Origin of the sequence: Actinosynnema sp. NPDC050436 (genome assembly GCF_040655415.1) — a bacterium.
Classification (GTDB): Bacteria; Actinomycetota; Actinomycetes; order Mycobacteriales; family Pseudonocardiaceae; genus Actinosynnema.
The window spans coordinates 200663-216659 of the sequence record NZ_JBFAJV010000003.1 but is presented as its reverse complement, the minus strand read 5'-3'; the positions used below and the strand labels follow the sequence as shown (position 1 = coordinate 216659).

18 protein-coding genes are annotated in these 15997 nt (G+C 73.9%); 11 read left to right on the top strand and 7 right to left on the bottom strand.

What is annotated here, in order from left to right:
- Nucleotides 1-45 precede the first annotated feature (45 nt).
- On the top strand, nucleotides 46-852 hold the full coding sequence (locus AB0I60_RS09385; protein WP_360727177.1) for an ESX secretion-associated protein EspG: 807 nt from the start codon (nucleotides 46-48) through the stop codon (nucleotides 850-852).
- A 15-nt stretch (nucleotides 853-867) separates the two neighbouring features.
- Here AB0I60_RS09385 and AB0I60_RS09380 read toward each other — a convergent pair whose 3' ends face one another.
- A complete protein-coding gene (locus AB0I60_RS09380; protein ID WP_360727176.1) occupies nucleotides 868-1332 on the bottom strand; it encodes a hypothetical protein in 465 nt (154 codons plus the stop codon).
- Between the two features lie 279 nt (nucleotides 1333-1611).
- Here AB0I60_RS09380 and AB0I60_RS09375 point away from each other — a divergent pair, with 279 nt between their 5' ends.
- Both AB0I60_RS09375 and AB0I60_RS09370 read left to right on the top strand, forming a co-directional pair.
- A complete protein-coding gene (locus AB0I60_RS09375) occupies nucleotides 1612-1992 on the top strand; it encodes a sterol carrier family protein (protein WP_360727174.1) in 381 nt (126 codons plus the stop codon).
- A gap of 113 nt (nucleotides 1993-2105) precedes the next feature.
- Nucleotides 2106-2450: a hypothetical protein gene (locus AB0I60_RS09370; protein ID WP_360727173.1), complete on the top strand. Its 345-nt coding sequence runs from the start codon at nucleotides 2106-2108 to the stop codon at nucleotides 2448-2450.
- A 36-nt stretch (nucleotides 2451-2486) separates the two neighbouring features.
- Here AB0I60_RS09370 and AB0I60_RS09365 read toward each other — a convergent pair whose 3' ends face one another.
- A complete protein-coding gene (locus tag AB0I60_RS09365; RefSeq protein ID WP_360727171.1) occupies nucleotides 2487-4472 on the bottom strand; it encodes an alpha/beta hydrolase in 1986 nt (661 codons plus the stop codon).
- Nucleotides 4469-4774, bottom strand: coding sequence for a hypothetical protein (locus AB0I60_RS09360; RefSeq protein WP_360727170.1), 306 nt, complete (start codon nucleotides 4772-4774; stop codon nucleotides 4469-4471). The genes AB0I60_RS09365 and AB0I60_RS09360 overlap by 4 nt, the downstream gene beginning before the upstream one ends.
- 132 nt (nucleotides 4775-4906) lie before the next feature.
- Between AB0I60_RS09360 and AB0I60_RS09355 the strand changes: the two genes are divergently transcribed.
- The 4 genes from AB0I60_RS09355 (at nucleotide 4907) to arfB (ending at nucleotide 9031) form a co-directional block, all read left to right on the top strand.
- A complete protein-coding gene (locus tag AB0I60_RS09355) occupies nucleotides 4907-5638 on the top strand; it encodes a maleylpyruvate isomerase N-terminal domain-containing protein (protein WP_360727169.1) in 732 nt (243 codons plus the stop codon).
- A 106-nt stretch (nucleotides 5639-5744) separates the two neighbouring features.
- Complete coding sequence (gene purF, locus AB0I60_RS09350) at nucleotides 5745-7268, top strand: amidophosphoribosyltransferase (protein ID WP_360727168.1); 1524 nt, start codon at nucleotides 5745-5747, stop codon at nucleotides 7266-7268.
- Between the two features lie 34 nt (nucleotides 7269-7302).
- Complete coding sequence (gene purM / locus AB0I60_RS09345; RefSeq protein WP_360727166.1) at nucleotides 7303-8361, top strand: phosphoribosylformylglycinamidine cyclo-ligase; 1059 nt, start codon at nucleotides 7303-7305, stop codon at nucleotides 8359-8361.
- Nucleotides 8362-8602: 241 nt separating this feature from the next.
- Entirely contained in the window at nucleotides 8603-9031 is a 429-nt protein-coding gene (gene arfB, locus AB0I60_RS09340) for an alternative ribosome rescue aminoacyl-tRNA hydrolase ArfB (RefSeq protein WP_360727165.1), read from the top strand.
- Between the two features lie 111 nt (nucleotides 9032-9142).
- Here arfB and AB0I60_RS09335 read toward each other — a convergent pair whose 3' ends face one another.
- Nucleotides 9143-9694, bottom strand: coding sequence for a helix-turn-helix domain-containing protein (locus AB0I60_RS09335; RefSeq protein WP_360727164.1), 552 nt, complete (start codon nucleotides 9692-9694; stop codon nucleotides 9143-9145).
- 87 nt (nucleotides 9695-9781) lie between these two features.
- Here AB0I60_RS09335 and AB0I60_RS09330 point away from each other — a divergent pair, with 87 nt between their 5' ends.
- From AB0I60_RS09330 to AB0I60_RS09320, 3 genes are all read left to right on the top strand, one after another.
- Nucleotides 9782-10510, top strand: coding sequence for an SDR family oxidoreductase (locus tag AB0I60_RS09330; RefSeq protein ID WP_360727163.1), 729 nt, complete (start codon nucleotides 9782-9784; stop codon nucleotides 10508-10510).
- Entirely contained in the window at nucleotides 10510-10821 is a 312-nt protein-coding gene (locus AB0I60_RS09325; protein WP_360727161.1) for a multidrug efflux SMR transporter, read from the top strand. Before AB0I60_RS09330 ends, AB0I60_RS09325 begins: the two co-directional genes overlap by 1 nt.
- 275 nt (nucleotides 10822-11096) lie before the next feature.
- The gene (locus tag AB0I60_RS09320; protein WP_360727159.1) at nucleotides 11097-12419 is read left to right on the top strand and encodes a hypothetical protein; all 1323 of its coding nucleotides are present in this window, start codon (nucleotides 11097-11099) and stop codon (nucleotides 12417-12419) included.
- Between the two features lie 186 nt (nucleotides 12420-12605).
- Here the strand turns inward: AB0I60_RS09320 and AB0I60_RS09315 are convergent, their stop codons facing one another.
- A complete protein-coding gene (locus AB0I60_RS09315) occupies nucleotides 12606-13409 on the bottom strand; it encodes a hypothetical protein (protein WP_360727157.1) in 804 nt (267 codons plus the stop codon).
- Between the two features lie 112 nt (nucleotides 13410-13521).
- Nucleotides 13522-14208, bottom strand: coding sequence for a Crp/Fnr family transcriptional regulator (locus AB0I60_RS09310; protein WP_231904865.1), 687 nt, complete (start codon nucleotides 14206-14208; stop codon nucleotides 13522-13524).
- 349 nt (nucleotides 14209-14557) lie between these two features.
- Between AB0I60_RS09310 and AB0I60_RS09305 the strand changes: the two genes are divergently transcribed.
- Nucleotides 14558-15622 carry an NADH:flavin oxidoreductase/NADH oxidase gene (locus tag AB0I60_RS09305; RefSeq protein WP_360727155.1) on the top strand — a complete coding sequence of 355 codons (1065 nt, stop codon included), beginning with the start codon at nucleotides 14558-14560 and terminating at the stop codon, nucleotides 15620-15622.
- 69 nt (nucleotides 15623-15691) lie between these two features.
- On the opposite strand, the gene AB0I60_RS09300 is transcribed toward AB0I60_RS09305, so the two are convergent.
- The gene (locus AB0I60_RS09300; protein WP_360727154.1) at nucleotides 15692-15874 is read right to left on the bottom strand and encodes a DUF3073 domain-containing protein; all 183 of its coding nucleotides are present in this window, start codon (nucleotides 15872-15874) and stop codon (nucleotides 15692-15694) included.
- Nucleotides 15875-15997: the final 123 nt, after the last annotated feature.

Below are 15997 nucleotides of genomic sequence, written 5' to 3'. Positions count from 1 at the left end.
GCAGGGGCGGTGCCCGGCCGCGTCAGGCACGACCTGGAGCACGCAGTGACCTATTTCGGGGGGCAGGCCGAGCGCGAGCCGATCACCCTGTCCGGCGAGGAGTTCGACGTCCTGTGGGAGCGCCTCGACCTGGGCCCCATGCCGTTGGTGATCAAGGTCCCGTCACCCGGCCGGACGCACCGCGACCGCGCGGACCTCGAACGCCGGGTGTGGCACGACGTCGGCGTGCGGGGCCTGGGCGGGCCGACCGGCCTGCACCCGGAACTCGACTACCTGCTCAAGCTCTTCTTCCGCCCGGAGCGCGAGGTCGACGGCCGGGTGTGGATCGGGCGCAGCGTCCGGGTGCTGGGCGTGGCGAACGGCGACCACGGCGCCGTGGCCACCCTGGAGGACAACCGGGTGACGTTCCGGCGCGCGGCGGGCAGCGGCCTGTCCACGGCCGTGCTGGGCACGCTGCCCGCCCACCCCGCCGGCAACGGGCACTCGGTGACGATGCCCAGCGCCGACCTGGAAGCCGCCGTGAAGAACTCCGACGGCTCCCCGAAGAGCCTGGAGGCGTCGCTGCGCAACCACGGCGTGCGCCAGGAGGACGCCACGACCCTGGTCAAGATGTTCACCGGCCTCGTGCACACCGGGAACTTCGGCGCAGCCGCCCGCGACAAGTACGGCAAGCGCTGCCGCCCGGACCGCGTGGTGGCGTTCTTCGACACCGAGGACGGCCGCTACCTCCAGCAGCGCCGCGCGTCGAACGGCACCGTCCCGTGGAGCACCTTCACGCCCACGGACTCCCGCCGGCTGACCCACCAGGTGGACGAGCTGCTGGCCGAGGCGGTGCGCGCCGCGAAGCTGTGACGCGGGCCGCCCGGGTCACCGGTGGAACACGTTCGCGTCCCACCGGGCGACCCACTCGCCGTCGCCGAAGTCGAGGTTCGCCGTGCACTTGTAGGCGTCGCCGTCGCACTGGAGGCGGGTGACGTTCACGGGGTCTTGGAGCTGCACGCGGCCGTGGTAGACGTCGGCGTCCCACTGGGCCACCCAGCGGCCGTCGCCGAAGCGCAGGTTCGCGGTGCACTTGTAGGTGTCGCCGTCGCATTGCAGGCGTGTCACGTCCACCGGGTCCTGGAGCAGCACGCGGTCGTCGTGGTAGACGTCGGTGGCCCACTGGGCGACCCAGCGGCCGTCGCCGAAGCGGAGCTTGGCGGTGCACTTGTAGGTGTCGCCGTCGCACTGCAACGCGGTCACGTCCACCGGGGACGCGTTGGCACCGGTGCTGCCGAGCGCGAGTGCGGCGGTGATCGCGGCGAGGGCGGTGAACGATTTCGTGATGTTCATGAGATCGATCCTCACTCGCGCCGCGCGGACGACAAGTGCTCTCACCACACCGTGAAGGCCGACCATCCCGGCAGGTCACGGTCCCTGGTCGCAGCCTGCACGCCCGGTCACCCCCGCACCCCCGGCGACACCACCGAAGCGCGATTGCCGCCGGTGACACGACCCTGCGACTCCCGCCGCGCGCTCCTGCCGGCCGGGCCGCTCCCGCCCGCGCGCCCCGCCTGCGGGGCACGTCGCCGGTCGGCCGTGAGCCGGTCGGTCGGCGGCTAACCTGATCGGGTGCCGCCGAAACCGGTAGACCCGCACGAGACCCGCGCCGCCGTCGCGGCGGTCCTGCCCTGGTTGGCGGGCACCGCCGAGCAGCCGCCGAGGCCGGTCCTGGCGGCGGCGGTCCGGTTGAGCCTGCGCACCCTGGAGCAGACCGCGCCGGGCCGCAGCGTCGAGGTGCGCGTCCCGCCGTTCGCCGCCGTCCAGTGCGTGCCCGGCCCCCGGCACACCCGGGGCACCCCGCCCAACGTCGTGGAGACGGACCCCCGCACGTGGCTGGAGCTGGCCACCGGCCGCTTGGACTGGGCCTCCGCCCTGGACACCGCCAGGGTCACCGCGTCCGGCGGGCGGGCCGACCTGTCGAACCACCTGCCGGTTCTGCGCTTCGAGTAACGCGCGCCCTGACCCGGCGGCCTGGACCAGCGCCACGACCCGGCGCGAGGTGGGTCCGGCCGGGATGCGCGACTCGCCGGACCGGCCGGCGCGGGCCGGCTAAGCTCGACCGGGTGAAGGCGCTCAGGGCCCTGGTGGTCGTTGCCGTGTCGGGAACCGTGCTCGCCGGGTGCGGCGGCGGCAAGGACTGGAAGGGCGACGTGGCCTTCACGGTCACCAAGGTCAACCCCGGCTACGAGTCGACCGGCAAGACCCGGCCGCCGTACGCCAACCTGGAGATCGACCAGCCCGAGCCGAAGTCGGTCGAGCCGATCAGCACCCGGGTGGCCGACCTCGACCAGCTCCCGGACGGGGTGCAGGCGGGCGACAAGGTCGTCTGCGAGGTGCGGCAGTCCGACGAGAGCGGGTTCGACCAGCAGGGCGTGCGGACCGACGTCGGCCCCTGCAAGGCCCGCTGACGCCCGGCGGCCGGGCGCCGCCGGGCCGCGCCGGGGTCAGAACCAGGACCCGACCGTCTTGTCCCAGACCCCGCGCGCGCCCTCCACGACGTCGCGCGTGCCCTCGACCACGTCACCGATCCCGCCGACCACCACGTCGACGGTGTCGTTGACCAGTTCCCGGCCGGTGTCGAGCAGGCCGGTCCCGGCCTGCGACCAGTTGCCGTTCACGGCGTCGCGGCCCGCGTTGTACAGGCCGGTCCCCGCGTCGCCGATCAGCTCGGCGGTCCCGACGGCCACGCCGCCCACCGCGTCGACCACGGGCCCGACGCCGGGCAGGTGCCCGCCGGGCAGCGACGGGCCGAGCGGCGCGTCGTACCACTTCTGGTCGGTGACCGCGCCGCCGTTGCCGGTGGCGATCTTGGCCAGGTTGTCCACCGACTCCGAGCCTGGGTGGTAGTACTGCGAGTGCGCGCCCAGCGCGGACGTGCTGTCCGGCGTGCCGAACGTGCGGGCCCCGAACCGCTCGTCGTAGGGCCCGATGGACGAGCCGTCCTGGGTGAACCACGAGGAGCTGGTGCCCTGGACGACCGGGTCGTGCTCGGTCGCGCCCACGTAGACGTGGCCGGGTCCGGCGGAGAGCTGGCCGACGTTCGACGCGCCGACGCCGGGCGAGCCGACGAAGGCGATGTCGTCCGCCGCCAGGCCGTTCATCCCCGCGTAGCCGACGGTCGTGGAACCGTAGGAGTGGCCGATCACCGTCAGGTGCTGCCCCGGCACGCCCGCCGCGCGGTAGCCGTCCACGTCGGCCACCAGGTTCGCGGCACCCTCTTGGGCCTGCGCCGGGTTGTCGACCTCGCCGAGTGCCCAGCCGGGCGCGTCGTAGCCCAGCCACTGGATGGTGGCGTTGCCCTCCGCGCCCATGGCGTGCCGCAGGTTCCCCGCCTGGTCGACGGAGAAGCCGTCCAACGTCGACCCGGTGCCGGGCACGCAGACCGCGACGTTCCGGGCCGTGTCGGGGTTTCCGTAGGCGATGGCCGTCGCGCCGTCGCCGCGCGGGCCGTACGGGTCCCACGCCATGATCCGGACGTCGGGCTTGCCCTCGGCGTTCAGCCAGCCCTTCTCGGTGGCGAGCTTCTCCGCGTCGGCGATGCTCTTCTCGACCTTGGCGGCGTTGTCGGCCCGGGTCGCCGCCTCCTGCCGCGCCTCGGACAGCGAGGCGTACTCCTGGTCGTTGAGCAGCTTGGTCAGGTCCTCGGACCTGGTCGGGTCGAGCCCCAGCTCGCGGGCGCGGGCGTCCATGTCGGCCTGCAACTGGTCGCGCTGCGCGCCGTAGCGCTGCTTGTCGTCCTGGATGCGCAACCGGTTCGCCTGGTCGAGCACGCCGGAGGGCAGGCCGCGCAGCTGCCCCAGCTCCTGGAACCTGGTGCGCAGCAGCTCGTCCTGCTGCTCCTTGGTCAGCGACTTCCACCACGCCGCGACCTGCCTGGGGTCCGCGCCCGGTCCCGGCACGGCCGCCGAGGTGCGCAGCTGCTGGACGGCGGTGGACCAGCCGGCGTCCTTGCCCGCCGTCTCCTCGAACCCGGGCCGGACCTTCGCCAGGGCCGACGCGTAAGACCGCAGGACGTTCTCGTAGCCGTTCTTGACGTTGGTGAGCTGCTCGTTGACGCGGTTCGCCAGCTCCCGGGTCTGCGCCTCGTCCAGGGCGGGCGACCGGCCGCGCCAGAAGTCGATCAGCCGGTCGGCGCTGCCGCGCATCTGGCCGTACGCCCGCGAAGCGGCCTGCACGACGTCCACGCCCGCGCCCAGCCGCTCGCCCGCGACGACCGCCGACCGGCTGGACAGCTCGGCCCGCGCGGCGAACCGGTCCGCCGACCCACCGCGCCACGTCGAGGTCGCCGTGCTGCCGCCCGAACCCACCGACTCGCCCGCGCGGCCCACCGCGCTCATCGCGCCGCTGATCGGGTCGGCGGCGGCGGCGATCCGCCCGGCGTCGCCGGAGGCCAGTTGCCCGTACAGGACCTCGGGGTCGACGTAGCTCACGAGAGACCGCCTTCCAGGCCCCGGAACGACACCGACGAGTCGTCGTCGGCGCGCTGGTAGGAGTCGGCGTTCTCGGTCAGGCCGTCGCCCGCGTCGCGGTACCAGGCCGCGCCCCGGCGCAGGTCGTCGGACTGCTCGCCCGCCCACCGGGCCAGCGCGTCCACGAACTCGGCGGCGGCGGGAACCCGGCCGAGGGCGTCCGCGTCAAGCCTGAGCATGGAGATGAGCTCCGCGCCGTCGCCGGCCGCGTCCGCGCCGTCGTGGAACTCCTGGGACGCCGCGCGCAGCGTCTCTGGTCGCACACCGAACACGGTTGTCCACCCTTCGTGCCGCCGACCGCTGGACAGTGCGACGCACCGCGGCCGGCACCGGTTCCCCCCCGCACCGACACCGAAGTACGGCACCATGGCCGGCAGACCTGAGGAGGCAGCAGCGTGGCCGGAGGTTGGACCACCCCGAGGTGGACCGAGAAGTTCACCGAGCAGGCGGCGATGTTCCGGGCGGCGGTCGCCGGGGCCGACCCGGCGGCGAAGGTGCCCAGCTGCCCCGGCTGGACGTTCACCGAACTGGTCCTGCACGTGGGCCGGTTCCTCCAGACGTCGCTGGAGTACCTGCGCAGCGGCAGCACGGTGCAGCTCCGGCTGCCCCCGCCGCCGGTCGGCGTGAATCCGCTGGAGTACCTGGACGCGCAGCTCGCGCTGGCGGCCGAGGTGCTGCCCGCCGTGCCCGGCAACCGGCCCGCGTGGACGTTCTCGCCCGCCGCGCCGGACCTCGCGTGGGTGTGGCACCGCCGCCTCGCCCACGAACTCGACCTGCGGCGCTGGGACGCGCAGGCCGCGCTGCGCCAACTGGTCGACGGTGACGTGAACTTCGCGGTGGACGGCATCGAGGAGTCGCTCGGCACGCTGGTCGCCGCCAAGTACGCCACCGACGTGCCGCCGACCGTGAAGGGCACCGCGCTGGTCCAGCTCACCGACGTGCCGGAGGCGTGGGTGGTGAAGCTCGAACCGGGGCTCGCGCCCGAGCTGCGGGCCGCGTGGCCGGGCGAGGAGACCGACCTGCACGTCACCGGCGAGGCGCAGATCGTCCACTACGGGCTGTGGGGCCGGTTGCCGTTGCGGACAACCGGTGACGAGAACGTGCTCAGCGTGCTGAAGTTGGACTAGCGGGGGTGCGTTTCGTCACTCCCGACGGGGCCTGATGGGGGTGGTTCACCCCCCGTTCGCCTTACACTCGGTGGTGCAGCCCGACCTCGTCGCTAGGGAGCACTCGGTGGTCACCGACCCGTCAGCAACCGGCCGAACCGACACCGATGAGCAGGAGCCCCGGGAGGAGTGCGGGGTCTTCGGGGTCTGGGCACCCGGTGAAGAGGTCGCCAAGCTGACCTACTACGGCCTGTACGCGTTGCAGCACCGGGGCCAGGAGGCGGCCGGCATCTCGGTCGGCGACGGCAGCCAGGTGGTGGTCTTCAAGGACCTCGGCCTGGTCAGCCAGGTGTTCGACGAGCAGGTCCTGCTCAGCCTGCGCGGCCACGTCGCGGTCGGCCACTGCCGCTACTCCACCACCGGGTCCACCACCTGGGAGAACGCGCAGCCGACGTTCCGCACCACGGCCACCGGTTCCGGCCTGGCCCTGGGCCACAACGGGAACCTGGTCAACACCGCCGAGCTCCAGGCCCGCGCCCGCGACCTGGGCGTGGACACCCGGCACGGCGCGACCACCGACTCCGACCTGGTGTGCGGGCTGCTCGCGGTGACCGCCGCCGACGTCGGCATCGAGCAGGCCGCGCTGGAGCTGCTGCCGACGCTGCGCGGCGCGTTCTGCCTCACCTTCTCCGACGAGTCCACGCTGTACGCGGCGCGCGACCCGCAGGGCGTCCGGCCGCTGGTGCTGGGCCGGCTGGAGCGCGGCTGGGTGGTGGCCAGCGAGACGGCCGCGCTGGACATCGTCGGCGCGTCGTTCGTCCGCGAGGTCGAGCCGGGCGAGCTGATCGCCATCGACGAGAACGGCCTGCGGTCGAGCCGTTTCGCCACCCCCGAACCCAAGGGCTGCATCTTCGAGTACGTCTACCTGGCCCGCCCGGACACCACGATCGCCGGCCGGGGCGTGCACGCCACGCGCGTGGAGATCGGCCGCCGGCTGGCGCACGAGCACCCGGTGGACGCCGACCTGGTGATCCCGGTGCCCGAGTCCGGCACGCCCGCCGCCATCGGCTACGCGCAGGCCAGCGGCATCCCGTACGGGTCCGGCCTGGTCAAGAACGCCTACGTGGGCCGGACGTTCATCCAGCCGTCGCAGACCATCCGGCAGCTCGGCATCCGGCTCAAGCTCAACCCGCTGCGGGACGTCATCCGGGGCAAGCGCCTGGTCGTCGTGGACGACTCGATCGTGCGCGGCAACACCCAGCGCGCCCTGGTCCGGATGCTGCGCGAGGCCGGCGCGGTCGAGGTGCACGTGCGGATCGCGTCCCCGCCGGTCAAGTGGCCGTGCTTCTACGGCATCGACTTCGCCTCGCGCGCGGAGCTGATCGCCAACGGCCTGGACGACGACGGCATCCGCCGGTCGATCGGCTCGGACTCGCTGGGCTACGTGTCGCTGGAGCAGCTGGTCGCGGCCACCGAGCAGCCCCGGACGCGGCTGTGCTCGGCGTGCTTCGACGGCGAGTACCCCATCCCGCTGCCCGAGGACGCGCTCATCGGCAAGCACCTGCTGGAGGGCATCCGGGGGGTCGCGGGCTCGGCCGCTCCCGTCCTGGCGAACGGGTACGGTGCCGAGGACGCCCTACAACGGCCCTGAAATGGATGCCCGCAGAACAATGGAAGCCAGTGACGTGACCGACACCGCCAAGGCCACCTACGCCGCCGCCGGAGTAAGCATCACCGCAGGTGACGAGGCGGTGGAGAAGCTCAAGCCGTGGGCGGCGAAGGCGCAGCGCCCGGAGGTGCTCGGCGGCATCGGCGGCTTCGCGGGCCTGTTCCGGATGCGCCTGGACCGCTGGAAGGAGCCCGTCCTCGCGGCCTCCACGGACGGCGTGGGCACCAAGATCGCGGTCGCCCAGGCCCTCGACAAGCACGACACGGTCGGCATCGACCTGGTGGCGATGGTGGTGGACGACCTGGTGGTGTGCGGCGCGGAGCCGCTGTTCCTCCAGGACTACATCGCGGTCGGCCGGGTCGTCCCGGACAAGGTCGCCGCGCTGGTCAAGGGCATCGCGGAGGGCTGCGTGCTGGCCGGCTGCGCGCTGCTGGGCGGGGAGACCGCCGAGCACCCCGGCCTGATGGGCGACGACGACTACGACATCTCCGGAACCGGTGTCGGCGTGGTCGAGGCCGGCGCGATGCTCGGCCCGGACCGGGTGCGCGACGGTGACGTGGTGATCGCCATGGGCTCGTCCGGCCTGCACTCGAACGGGTACTCCTTGGCCCGGCACGTGCTGCTGGACATCAACCGGATGCCGCTGTCGGGCCACGTCGAGGAGTTCGGCCGCACGCTCGGCGAGGAGCTGCTGGAGCCGACCCGGATCTACGCCAAGGACTGCCTCGCGCTGGCCGCCGAGGCCGAGGTGCGCACGTTCGCGCACATCACCGGCGGCGGCCTGGCGGCGAACCTGGCCCGCGTGCTGCCGGAGGGCCTGCACGCCCGGCTGGACCGGGGCACCTGGTCGCCGGCCCCGGTGTTCGCCCTGATCGCCCAGCGCGGCCGGGTCGAGCGCGAGGAGATGGAGAAGACGTTCAACATGGGCATCGGCATGGTGGCCGTGGTCTCGCCCGAGGACGTCGACCGCTCGCTGGCCGTGCTGACCGCGCGCCACGTGCCCGCGTGGGTGCTGGGCGAGGTCGGCCGCTCGCACGGGACCACCTCGCTGGTCGGCGACCACCCGAGGTTCTAGGAAGTCGTTGTGCCGCAACGCGGTCGGGGCCTGCCCCGGCCGCGTTCGGCGTGTCGGGGGCCGGTCGGCGGAAAGCGGTTGCCGGCGGCGGTGCCCTTGCTCCGGTCGCGCTGCGCCGTGGGAACCGATCGGGTGCCTGTCGTGGCCGGCCGGCATCGTCGGCGCGGTGGTCGCCGCCGGCGGTCGGGTGGGCCGGCAAAGGCTGCGACTTCGCCGGGGGTCTCGTTCTACCCTGTCCGGTGTGGCCGAGGACTTGATCGTGACGCGGACGCTGGTGGTGCCGGCGGCCGAGTTGAGCGAGCGGTTCTCCCGGTCGTCGGGGCCCGGCGGGCAGGGCGTGAACACCGCCGACAGCCGGGTCGAGCTGTCGTTCGACCTGGGCGCCTCGGCCGCCGTGCCGGACTGGCTGCGCCGCCGGATGCTCGGCCGGCTGGGCACCCGGCTCGTGGCCGGCGTGCTGACGGTCGCCGCGAGCGAGCACCGCGCGCAGTTGCAGAACCGCGCGGCGGCCCGGGAGCGGATGGCCCGGCTGCTGCGCGAGGCCGCCGCCGCGCCGCCGCCCGTGCGCCGCGCGACCAAGCCGACCCGGGGGTCGCAGGAGCGGCGGATCGCGGAGAAGAAGCGGCGCGCGCAGACCAAGCAGGGCCGTCGGGGCGGCGGCTGGGACTAGCCCCCGGGCCGGGTGCGGGGAGGCCGGGCCGATCACGCCTCGGTGGGCACAGGTCCGTCGTGCCGCAGCGGGTGTCGGTGCGAGGTGCTCCCCGCCGTGACCGGGACCGGCTCAGGCCGGGAACAGGCCGTCCACCAGGGCGTCGAGCCCGGCCTTGATCGTCGGGCCGGTCGACCGGCGGTGGGTCACCAGGTTGGCGGCCAGCGGTGCCAGCAGGGCGTCTGCGGTGAACGCGGCGTCCAGCGCCGGCCGCGCCCGCTCCACCAGCACGGCCAGGTGCCGGTGGTACACGTCGTACGCGCCGCCGAACCGGGCCAGCGGGCCGGTCGTCTCGGCCATCAGCAGCAGGTCGAGCTGCGCCAGCGTGCGGTCGGTGAGGGCGTGCAGGAACGCGCGGACGCGGTCGACGGCGAGCGCGTCCGGGCCCAGCGGTGGCGGGCCGGTGAGGAACGCCTGCTGGAAGTCGCGCTCCGAGTCGTCGATGAGCGCGTGCGCGAGGCCCGAGCGGTCGCCGAAGCGGCGGTACAGGGTGCCCACGCCGACGCCGGACGCCGCCGCGACCTCGGCCATGCCGAGGCCCTCGATCCCCCGCGTGGCCACGATGTCCGCCGCCGCGGCCAGGATCTTCGCCCGGTTCCGGGCGGCGTCGGCCCGCTCGCTCACCCGGCCACCCTAGACCGCCGTGGACAAACGGAACCAGTTCCGCTTAGTCTGATATCCGGAACTGGTTCCGGATATGGGGGAGGGCGAATGGGACAGCTCGACGGCAGGACCGCGCTGGTGACCGGGGGCAGCCGGGGGATCGGGGCGGCCATCGCCACCCGGCTGGCACGCGAGGGCGCGAACGTCGCCATCACCTACGCGCACGCGGAAGACCGGGCACGGGCCGTGGTCGCAAAGCTGGGCAACGCCGTGGCGATCCGCGCGGAGGCGACCGACAACGCCGCCCTGCGCGCCGCCGTGGCCCGGACCGTCGAGGTGTTCGGCGGGCTCGACATCCTGGTCAACAACGCCGGCATCGCGGTCTGCGGGCCGTTCGACGAGACCTCCGACGACGACGTGGACCGCCTGCTCGCCGTGCACGCCCGCGCGGCCTTCGTGCTGGCCAAGGCCGCCTCCCCGCACCTGGGGGCCGGCGGTCGGATCATCGGCGTCGGCAGCAGCCTCGCGGAGCGGGTGCCCACGCCCGGCTGGGCCGCGTACTCGATGAGCAAGGCAGCCCTGGTCGGCCTCACCAAGGGCCTGGCCCGCGACCTCGGCCCGCGCGGCATCACCGTCAACCTCGTGCACCCCGGCTCCACCGACACCGGGATGAACCCCGCCGACGGCCCGGACGCGGCCGGCGAGCGCGCCTTCACCGCGCTCGACCGCTACTGCGACCCGGAGGACGTGGCCGCGATGGTCGCCCACCTCGCCGGTCCCGGCGGGCGCAACGTGACCGGGGCGTCGTTCCTGGTCGACGCCGGGGCGGTGGCGTGATGGCGTGGCTGCTGCTGCTCGGCGCAGCCGCCCTGGAGGTCGTGTGGGCGGCGGCGCTGGAACGGTCCGAGGGGTTCACCAGGCTGTGGCCCTCGGTCGTCGGCGTGACCGCCGCCGTCGCCAGCTTCGTCCTGCTCACCTCGGCGCTGCGCGACCTGCCGCTGGGCACCGCCTACGCGGTGTGGGTCGGGCTGGGCGCGACCGGGGTCGCGGCGGTCGGCATCCTCGCCCTGGGCGAGAGCGCGGCCCCGGCCCGGCTGCTGTGCCTGGCGCTGATCGTGGCCGGCGTCGTGGGGCTCAAGCTGCTCTGAGCGGCCGGCGGGCCACGGGGGACGCCGGCCGTAACGGTCGCCCCGCGACGGCAGATGACGTCAGTGATGGCCGACGAGGACCTCCTCCAGGACCGACTGCGTGCCGGCGACTCCCGGCACGAGTTGTTCGCGCGGTGCCGGGAGGGGCCCACGCCGTTCCGGCGTCGTCGGGTCGGCCACGTCGACGGGTGCCGTCGCGTGACCGTCAGGCCGCTCGGCCGGGGGCGGAAGCCGTGACGCGCCGGGCCGGGTTCCCGGGCGCGGGGAGCGCGCGCGTGGGCGCGCTGGTCCGCGCGGTGCGGGAGAACCCGGCCCTGGTCCGGGTCGCGGCGGGCGCGGTGGCTTTGGTCGTGGCGGCGGTCGTCGCGGTCGTCGTCACCCGGCCGGACCCGCCGGGGGCCGTCGCCCTGCCCGATCCGCCGGTCGTCGGGACGTACGCGCCCGCCCCGGACCTCCCTCCCGCCACGACCACCCCCGACGTCCCGCCGCCGCCCGGGGCGGTGCCCGCCACCCCGACCACCACGCCCGCGCCCCGGCCCACCGGCGCCGACCGGGTCCCGTCCCCGGTGGCGCTCCCCCGGACCCCGCCGGGGTCGACGCCGGTCGGGACACCGCCCCCGTCGACCACCGACCCCACGACACCGAAGGACCCGACCGCGAAGGAGTCCGCGAAGTGGGCCTACGCCCGCGTCGAACCGGCGACCACGCCGCTCGGCGTGGAGACCGACCTGGGCGCCGAGGGGCAGTGGGGCACGCCGCAGCCGATCACCGTCACCCGGCAGGACGTCGGCGTGTACCGGCTGCGCGTGCCGGGGCACGCGTCGGACACGTCGGTCGCGCACACCACCGCCACCGCCGACCGCGCCCGGCCGGTGGGCTGCGTGGTACGGGAGAACCGGCCGGTCGGGTCCGACCAGGTGGTCGTGGTCGCCTGCCACGACGACGGCACGCCGCTCGACACCCGCTTCACCCTGGTGCTCGCCGACCCCGGTGAGGACGTGGTCGTCCTCCGCCCCGACGCGCCCGTGCGCCGGCTCGGGCCGGGCCTCTACGAAGCCGACCTGGGCACCTCGTCCGGCGTCGGCCACGCGCAGGTCACCCCGTACGGCCCGGACCTCGTCCGCTGCCGGTCCGGCGGCGTCACCGGGTCCGTGCTGCGGGTGCGCTGCACCGCCGACGCCCGGTGGGCGGCGACCTACGTCGAGGGCGTCGCGCCGGAGGTCCCGGTCGGTGCGTACGCGCAGACCACCGGGAGCGCCCCGGACCTGCGGATCGACCCGGCGCGGTCGCACCACGGCCCCGGCGGCGCGTTCGCCCTGCACCGGCTGGGTCCGGGCCGCTCCCGGGTGCTGGTCGAGGGCGTCGACCCGTCCGGCGCGGCGGCGCTGTCCGGCGCGACGGCGACCGGCTCCTGCCACACCGCCGGCTTCCCCGAGCCCGCGCCCACCGGGCTGTGGGTCGACGTGCAGTGCGTGGACGACGCGGGCCGCGCGGCGGACCTGCACTTCGGCATCGCCGTCTACCGCAGGCCGGTCGACCCGGCCGAGCGGCTCGACCCACCCCGGCCACCGGACCCCGGCCCGGCGCAGCCCGGCTGAGGCCGCGCGCAGGCCACCGCCACAACCCCGGGCACACGCCGTCCCCGGCGCGGCCCGCGCCCGCGCACCCCGCCGCTGAGCCCCTGGCCCGGTCGCACGACCCCCGAGCAGGCCCCGGCGACCTCCCGGGGCCTGCTCGGGGGTCGTGCGACCCGCTCAGCGCCCGTGCACCGGCTCCCGCGCCGCTCACCGCGCCCGATCGGCGTCCCCCCTGGTGTAGCTGGGGCCGAAGTTCGAGCCGCGCTGGTCGTTGCGCTCGAAGTTCTGGAAGTTGTCGGTGTGCAGGAACGTGGGCACGTTCGCGTCCCGGCCCGCCTGCACCACCGTCGACCCCCCGCTCGCCGTGGCGCGCTGGGTGATCGACGGCGCCGTGCCGGTGGCCGGCGGGCCGTCCAGGTCCAACCGGTGGACGTCACCGTTGGGCAGCCACATCCAGCCGTGGCCCCGGAAGGTCTTCTCCACCACGTCGACCCGGCGGAAGTCGTCCGGGCGCAGGGTCGTGTGCCCGGCGAGCACGAGCGAGGAATACACGATCTCGGAGAGCACGACCACCAGGTCGGCGTCCGGGAATTCCTCCAGTGCGGTGTGCGCCGGTTTGCTGTTGAGCAGGCGCGAGACCAACACGGAATCCTGGCCGGGGAATCCGTTCGCACCCTCCGAGATCGCGCCGTGGTGGATGGCCAGGCGCATCCGGGCGCGCGCCTCCGGCACCCGGTAGCGGTTCGCCGCCGTCAGCTCCGCGTTCAGCGCGCGGACGTAGCCGTCGACGACGACGCGCTCCGGGGTGTCGGGCGGCAGCACCGCCCACTCCTCGTCGCCCTTGGCCTGGCGGTGCCAGGTGGACCGGTCCAGACCGGCCGCCGCGCCGGCCCGGTCCAGGCAGCGGACCAGCAGTTCCTGGAGCTCCCGCTGGAGCTGGTCGTCCGCCGCGCCGTAGCGCCGGAGGTCGCAGCAGACCAGCAGGCTGCGCCGGAAGGTGGCAGGACTCATCGCTTCGCCCTTTCGACGTGGTGCGCAGGTGGGACCGCGCGTGGTCACCTGCGGTGCAGAGCCACTGTGGAGTACCGCACCGGGGCGAATACCGCAGAACTGCGGACTTGCCTCAGATGCCCGCGAATTTCCGCAGGCTCTCCAGGTCGGGCACCAGCACGTCGCGTCGCAGGTGGCTCACGACGACCCCCGCTTTCCGCAAGTCGCTGAACGCCTTCTCCGCCGTCCGGGGCTTCATGCCGGCGATGGAGGCGAGCTCGACCTTGGTCAGCGGAATTCCCAGCGTCCAGCCCGCGGCCTCTTCCCGGCCGTAGGTCTGCACCAATTCGGCGAGCACTCGGGCCACCCGTTCGGCGGCGGGGTGGGACAGGAAATCGCGGCGGCGCTGGTTGGCCCAGCGCAGCCGGTCGTTGATCATCCCGATCAATTCCACGAACACGTCGTTGCGCCGGTGCAGGAAGCTCATCAGCTCACCGCTGGTGATCAGCTTCGCCACCACGTCGCCGCACGTCACGACGGTCGCCGAGCGCGGTTTCTGGTCCAGGGCGGCCATCTCGCCGACCAGGTCGCCCGCGACCCGGATGGCGAGCAGGGCGGTGTCGCCCGTCTCGTCGGTGGTCTGCACCTTCACCACGCCGTCGAGCAGCAGAAGGACGTGAGTGTCTTTCGCGTCCTGCTCGATGACCTCGCGGTCGGCCGTGTACCGCACGACCGTGCCGATGTTCAGCAGTTCTTGTCGGGTGTTGTCGCGGAGGCGACCCAGCAGGCTGTTGCTGGGCCACCCCGGATCCTGTGTCATCGTGGTCGGCATGGGCAGCATGTGGATCCTGTTACTGTCGTGACCGGCGGGAACTGGAATTCGAACCGACCTGCGTCGGGCGGCAAGTGATGGTCTCCCCGAACGTGCTGCGGACAGTACACCCGAATGGGCGTAACTGACCCTGTCTGGTAGAGCGTTTTGCGTACCGACCCCCTAGTCAAGATCACGTGCTAATGCACGCGCAATACCGAATCGAATGGAATTGTGCTGCTCCCGTGCGGTGGGACGGCCGGTCGGACGGGAACAACCTGTCCGATCCGGGACCTTGGACCTGTCGAAGGACCCCGAAGGACCCGTTGTCGCACCGAAACCACCCGAGGAGACGCACGTGAGTGCTCTGTTCACCCCGCTCACCCTGCGTTCGGTCACGCTGCCGAACCGGATCGCGGTCAGCCCCATGTGCCAGTACTCCGCCCGTGGCGGCCACCCCGACGACTGGCACCTGGTCCACCTCGGCGCGCGTGCGCTGGGTGGCGCCGGGCTCGTGCTCGCCGAGGCGACCGCCGTCCAGGCCGTCGGCCGGATCTCGCCGGCCGACACCGGCCTGTGGGACGACGCGCACGTCGGGGCGTGGCGGCCGATCACCCGGTTCGTCCGCGCCCACGGCGCGGTGCCCGGCGTGCAGCTCGCCCACGCGGGCCGCAAGGCGTCGACCCACCCGCCGTTCGACGCGCAGCACGGCGGCGTGCCCGACGAGGACGGCGGCTGGACCCCGGTCGCCCCGGGCACCGCGCCGTTCGCCGACGGCTACCGGGTGCCGACCGCGCTGGACCGCGCGGGCATCGACCGGGTCGTCGCCGACTTCGCCGCCGCCGCGCGCCGGGCGGTCGCGGCCGGTTTCGAGGTCGTCGAGGTCCACGCCGCTCATGGTTACCTCTTGCACCAGTTCCTGTCGCCACTGAGCAACGAACGAACCGACGAGTACGGCGGATCGCCGGCGAACCGGGCGCGGTTGACCCGCGAGGTGACGGCGGCGGTGCGCGCGGCGGTGGGCGACGACGTGCCGGTGCTCGTCCGCGTGTCGGCCACCGACTGGGTCGAGGGCGGGTGGACCGGGGAGGACAGCGTCGTGCTGGCGCGCGACCTCGCCGCCCTGGGCGCCGACCTGGTCGACGTGTCCACGGGCGGCGTCGTGCCCGGCGCGGACATCCCCGTCGGGCCGGGCTACCAGGTGCGGTTCGCCGAGGCGGTGCGGAGGGAGGCCGAGGTGCCCACCGGGGCCGTCGGCTTGATCACCGACGCCCGGCAGGCCGAGCAGATCGTCGCCGACGGGTCGGCCGACCTGGTCCTGCTCGCGCGGGAACTCCTGCGCGACCCGAACTGGCCGCTGCGCGCGGCCAGGGAGCTCGGGGCACAGGTCAGTCCGCCGAAGCAGTACGCCAGGGCGTTCTAAGGGCCCGCTTCAAAGGTCGGGCTGCCGGTGCGGAACCGGCAGCCCGACCTTCTCAGCGGGTGTACTGCGTCAGCGACGGTAGTCGTCGTACTCGTCGTCCGAAGCGTCGTCGTAGCGTTCATCGCTACGGCGCACGCCGTCGGAATCGCCGGACAGCTCGCGTTGCAAGGCGTCAAAGTCGGTGTTGTGAGAGCTGTACTTAAGCTCCCGCGCCACCTTCGTCTGCTTGGCCTTCGCTCGGCCGCGCCCCATGGCTCGACCCCCTCGCACAGGGACGGGGGCGGCCGGGGGAACGGCGGCCCCACTCGTCTCGACAACTAGTTCCTGGTAACTACCGTACCGTGTCGAAGGGGTTCCCCGCGACGCGGTAGGCGT

Coding starts and splice junctions, on each gene's coding strand:
- AB0I60_RS09325 (WP_360727161.1), top strand. CDS start 10,510: ATGGCGTGGCTGCTGCTGCTCGGCGCAGCCGCCCTGGAGGTCGTGTGG.
- AB0I60_RS09380 (WP_360727176.1), bottom strand. CDS start 1,332: ATGAACATCACGAAATCGTTCACCGCCCTCGCCGCGATCACCGCCGCA.
- AB0I60_RS09310 (WP_231904865.1), bottom strand. CDS start 14,208: ATGACACAGGATCCGGGGTGGCCCAGCAACAGCCTGCTGGGTCGCCTC.
- AB0I60_RS09315 (WP_360727157.1), bottom strand. CDS start 13,409: ATGAGTCCTGCCACCTTCCGGCGCAGCCTGCTGGTCTGCTGCGACCTC.
- AB0I60_RS09330 (WP_360727163.1), top strand. CDS start 9,782: ATGGGACAGCTCGACGGCAGGACCGCGCTGGTGACCGGGGGCAGCCGG.
- AB0I60_RS09300 (WP_360727154.1), bottom strand. CDS start 15,874: ATGGGGCGCGGCCGAGCGAAGGCCAAGCAGACGAAGGTGGCGCGGGAG.